Source organism: Leptolyngbya sp. CCY15150 (genome assembly GCF_016888135.1).
Classification (GTDB): Bacteria; Cyanobacteriota; Cyanobacteriia; order RECH01; family RECH01; genus RECH01.
Genome location: NZ_JACSWB010000066.1, coordinates 1 through 4558, shown reverse-complemented (window position 1 = coordinate 4558; position 4558 = coordinate 1). Strand labels below are relative to the sequence as shown.

At 48.1% G+C, this 4558-nt stretch carries 5 protein-coding genes and 1 pseudogene; 4 read left to right on the top strand and 2 right to left on the bottom strand.

The window, feature by feature from the left end; genetic code table 11:
* The first annotated feature begins 159 nt into the window (after positions 1 to 159).
* Positions 160 to 1521 (top strand): HEAT repeat domain-containing protein, encoded by a 1362-nt coding sequence (locus JUJ53_RS00330; RefSeq protein WP_343327863.1) that lies wholly within the window; start codon positions 160 to 162, stop codon positions 1519 to 1521.
* 30 nt (positions 1522 to 1551) lie between these two features.
* Positions 1552 to 1686: pseudogene (locus JUJ53_RS00325) on the top strand (IS1 family transposase); the annotation flags it as partial.
* A 195-nt stretch (positions 1687 to 1881) separates the two neighbouring features.
* Here the strand turns inward: JUJ53_RS00325 and JUJ53_RS00320 are convergent.
* Positions 1882 to 2292, bottom strand: coding sequence for a hypothetical protein (locus JUJ53_RS00320; RefSeq protein ID WP_239124659.1), 411 nt, complete (start codon positions 2290 to 2292; stop codon positions 1882 to 1884).
* A 292-nt stretch (positions 2293 to 2584) separates the two neighbouring features.
* Here JUJ53_RS00320 and JUJ53_RS24945 point away from each other — a divergent pair, with 292 nt between their 5' ends.
* Complete coding sequence (locus JUJ53_RS24945) at positions 2585 to 2710, top strand: hypothetical protein (RefSeq protein ID WP_275415707.1); 126 nt, start codon at positions 2585 to 2587, stop codon at positions 2708 to 2710.
* Positions 2711 to 2985: 275 nt separating this feature from the next.
* Positions 2986 to 4041 (top strand): PDDEXK nuclease domain-containing protein, encoded by a 1056-nt coding sequence (locus JUJ53_RS00315; RefSeq protein WP_204150007.1) that lies wholly within the window; start codon positions 2986 to 2988, stop codon positions 4039 to 4041.
* 37 nt (positions 4042 to 4078) lie between these two features.
* Here the strand turns inward: JUJ53_RS00315 and JUJ53_RS00310 are convergent, their stop codons facing one another.
* Positions 4079 to 4246: a hypothetical protein gene (locus tag JUJ53_RS00310; protein WP_204150006.1), complete on the bottom strand. Its 168-nt coding sequence runs from the start codon at positions 4244 to 4246 to the stop codon at positions 4079 to 4081.
* Positions 4247 to 4558 lie beyond the last annotated feature (312 nt).

Sequence of the window (4558 nt, the reverse complement as noted above, 5' to 3'; positions counted from 1 at the left end):
GATATGCTGGCTCACTCTGTACGATTGTTACTGCACTACCTGAAGTTCGGTGATGTCCCAGTTCCTCCAAGGTTCATCTCTTAATTCAGCAACGCCCATGTTTTAGAAACAATAGCACCTGGCAATCTTCACATCGACGCAATCGCTACCTTGATTGAGGTGCTTGAAGGGTCTAATAGCCATGAGCGTCAACAATCAACTGTACATCTTTTTAAGAAGATTGCTACCGGCAACCCTGATGTAATCGCTAGCTTAGTGAAGCTTATCAATGACTCTACTGAGCAGAACACTCTTCACGTTACAGCACGGGTTTTAGGTGAAATTGCTGTTGGTAACCTTGATGCTATCGCTAGCTTAGTGAAGCTTATTCATGACTCCACTGATCAAGATACTCTTTGTCCTATGGTGCAGTCTCTAGGTAAGATTGCTATCGGTAACGCTGATGCAATTGCTGGCTTAACTAAGCTTATCAATAAATCCACTAACCCAGATATCCGCCGTGTTGCCGCAAGTGCTTTAGCAGTAATTGATCCTGGTAATGCTAGTGCGAACGCCACATTCGTCCAGCTTTTTAATGATTCCAGAGATGAGGAGTCCCGTGAGAGTATCCTATGGGACTTGCGCAGAATTGCGCCTGGAAATGCCAGTATAATTTCTTTCTTGGCTCAGCTTCTTAAAGACTTCCAAGATGAAAAGATCTGTCGATCTATTATCTTTGATTTAGGTACAGTTGCTTCTGGCAATGCTGATGCAATTATCGCCTTAGCTCAGTTTATCAATGAGTCTAAAAATATATACCATCTTGTAGATGCGACGTATTCCTTGGAAAAAATTTTAACTCCTGAACACTGTACAAGAACTATCGCTAGCTTAAAGCGTAGTCTCAGCAATGAGGTTCACCATAACAACTTTCCGCGATTCGATGCCTGCTATGAAATTGTTTGGACGTGTGCTGAGATGCTCTCTTACTCTGACTTCTACCAAGCTTGGCACTATCCTGCTCTTACGTATCATCCTGAAGTCGAAGACACTACCCCCGCAGGGTCTACTCTCTTCACTCAACATTGTAATCTTACTCTTTTACCTCAAATTATTAACCAGGCTATACACTCTTGCAAACCGTCATTAAATCGCCAGGTCATTTGCATTGACAGTAGCCGCTTCAGTGATCTAAGTAATCCTGCTGGACAAATTTATATGGAGTTAGAAAACGCAGGCTGTCCTGAACGTGATTTCAATAACCTTCCCGAAGACATAGGAAAACTACAAACATACTGTGCCAAAGATCTTCGTAAACAACATTCTAACTTGGTTGCCCTCATCCTTTATGAAGACCCTACCAATGCATCACGCCAAGCATTTAATACTGCAGTGTTGAACCAACTAGCAAGATTTAGCTATCCACCCATGGCAATCATTCTCCCAGAACGGCGCAACGATTGCCATTTGCAACAATTTCTAGCTACCGATCCTAATCTTGTCACTGTTGTTCTTCAATGGTTACAACGCTTGGAGCATTAACGGGACATGGGTGTTGCATCATTAAAGGCCGATGGCTAGTCGGTGTATCCCGACTCCATTCCAGAGGGCGATCAGATTGTCTGCAAGACTTACATGACTCAGGTAGAAGGCGAAAACATACGATTGCATCACTACCCTGCTCGACTGCACCGTAAGACCCTTTGCTAGGGAGTGTTTTAAAACTCATCCAAACTTTGATTCTCTCATACGAAAGATCAAGGAGTTTAGCAGGTTTTAAAACAGAGCCTAGTCTAAGTCCGTAGACATGCTGGCTCACTCTGTACGATGTTACTGCACTACCTAAAGGTGATGTCCCAGTTCCTCCAAGATTCATCTCTTAATTCAGCAACGCCAAAAATCTTAAATACTGTCATCCTTCCAACCACAGCGATCGCAATCCCAATGTAATGGAGGCGGGTCGGCCATGGGCATAGCAGTACCACATTGAGGGCAGTGGCCAGTGAACAGGGGATGAGTGGCTAGCAAATACTCTTGTTCTAACGGGGATAGGTGCCGCCTAGGCGGGAGGATGAGTTCACCGTTGTAGTAGCTGGCTCCTTCCGGCTCCCATTGCTCATCTGGGCTGTAGAAACGGATGTCTTCATCATTCTGTGGGATCGGTCGCCAATCGAGGCAACTATCGCCCATCACGCCTTCGGGATGGATGGCACAAGAGAGATAGGAACTGCTGGTGAAGAAATGACAGCTTTGGCAAGCAGAGATGTAGCGGCAAGACATCGGTGTGTTCTGGGGTAGGTTCACAATTGGCATCATTACGTTCTGCTTGGCATCTGCTGTATTAGGAACAGCACATCTAGCTTTAGCAACTCTTGTAGTTGTGCCTTGGTTACATGGGATCGGACTACTTTTCATCTTTTTGGGGGCATCCGCTATTACCGTCTCGACTCCAGCCAAAAGGTTCTCCAATAGTGCAGTGGCCTGATCCCCCATCGTTTGCTCACGCTCTGGCGCGTCAATTCCACAAAATCGTATGCGTTCCTCACCAAGAATGTCGGACACACCAATGGTATCCCCGTCTGTCACACGAACTAACTCAACGTTCATGCTGCTATCAACATTGTTGCGATCAGTGGTGGCCCAGTGGAGCGGTGGATCAGGACGTTTGTCGCCCACGATAGTTTGCCATCGGGCCGCCGCAAATTCTGCTGTGAGGCGATCGCCCCCTTAATCAGCCATTAGCTTAGCCTTGTCAGGAAACGAACACTCAACGGTAATCTTGAGGCTACATTCAAGCGATCGCCCGCACGACCCATCACCTCATCAAGAGCGATCGCCCGATTTGGGGTAGAAGGAGCAGCGATTGTGAGTGGAGTATGATACCGATTCATGTGAAAATGGGGGGCATCTTTTGAAACCCTTATAGGACAGCGGTTACAAGATTCAGAATTTCTGTGCTGAGCACGTCTATCTATGGCCACTGATCCACCACATCACTGTTGCTTTATGCCTCAACCTCCTGCCCTGTTTCCCGAAGACGAAAATTACTTTGCCCTGCTTAATGGACTGAAGAAGCAAATCCGGTCAGCGCAGATGAAGACGGTTCTCGCGATTAATAAGGAATTAATCCTGCTCTATTGGCAGATAGGGCGTGAGATTCTCGCACGGCAACAGGCAGAAGGGTGGGGTGGCAAGGTCATTGATCGCTTGGCGAAAGATTTGAAGCGGGAATTTCCTGATATGCAAGGCTTTTCCTCACGCAATCTCAAGTATATGCGGGCCTTCGCCGAAGCCTGGCCTGAAGAGCAATTTGTGCACCAGGCTGGTGCACAAATACCCTGGAAGCACAACTGCACCCTTTTGGAGAAGGTCAAAGACCCAACCGAACGCCTATGGTACATCCAGCAAACGGTTGAGAACGGCTGGAGTCGCAACGTGCTGGTCTTACAAATCGAGAGCGGCCTGTTTCAACGTCAGGGTGGTGCGATCACGAACTTTGAGCGCACCCTACCCTCGCCTCAGTCCGATCTCATGCAGCAGCTGATCAAGGATCCCTATCACCTAGAATTTTTGCCCTTCGGCAAGAAGTTTCAGGAGCGGGAACTGGAGAGCGCCCTGGTTGCCCATATCCGGGACTTCCTGATGGAGCTGGGAGTTGGCTTCGCGTTTGTTGGCAGCCAATACTATCTCAACATCGGTGGCGAAGATTTCTATCTCGACCTGCTGTTTTACCATTTGGAACTGCGCTGCTTCATCATCATCGACCTCAAGATGGGTGAGTTCAAGGCCGAGTATTCCGGCAAAATGAATCTCTATGTCTCGGCTGTTGATGACATCCTCCGGAAGGAGCACGACAACCCGACGATCGGCATCATCCTGTGCAAGTCGAAGAACAAAACGATTGCTGAATACGCCCTGCGCAACGTCAACACACCAATCGCCGTGTCAACCCACAAGCTACCCAAACAACTCCAGGAAAACTTGCCGACTGCCGAGCAGCTAGAAATGGAGTTGGAAGCCGCTGTGAAAGAGCTGGAAGACGATCAGCCAGATGAGCCGTGAAATCCTGTGGCTTTCCCCTGAACGGGTGACAACGTACCTATAGGGGATATAGCACCCCCGCCAACGCTGGGCCAAAGATAGCGGCTCCGTAATGCACCGCCGAATTCATGCTGTTGGCGCGCGTGAGCTGGTGGGGCGGCACCATTGAAGACATTGAGGTTTTGTAGGCCAAGCTTTGAATTTGTCCGATGTCATGGATGCCCACAGCATAGCCTTGCCAGGAACTTTCCCTAACTTTTATGCGGATGGTCTAACATTCTCGACAAAACAGCAACGCGATCGCTCTCCATGACCCATCAAATGGCAACAGCTACAGGGCAAACGGGTTCGACCCCGACCACGTTAAGGAGATGCGTTCACGGTACGTAACCCGGGGGAATGGTGTCGCGGAAACTGGCTGTATCATACGTTATAGGCAGACAGCAATTCTCATTTTGACCAGTAGCTTGCCCAATCTGCCGAATCCTGAACGAAAGAATGAGCTTTTTCAACAAATCTATTGACACTGTTCTCAATA

Bases quoted from the DNA above. Each gene is read 5' to 3' on its own strand.
- JUJ53_RS00315 (WP_204150007.1), top strand. From the start codon at position 2,986: ATGCCTCAACCTCCTGCCCTGTTTCCCGAAGACGAAAATTACTTTGCC.
- JUJ53_RS00320 (WP_239124659.1), bottom strand. From the start codon at position 2,292: ATGCCAATTGTGAACCTACCCCAGAACACACCGATGTCTTGCCGCTAC.
- JUJ53_RS24945 (WP_275415707.1), top strand. From the start codon at position 2,585: ATGCTGCTATCAACATTGTTGCGATCAGTGGTGGCCCAGTGGAGCGGT.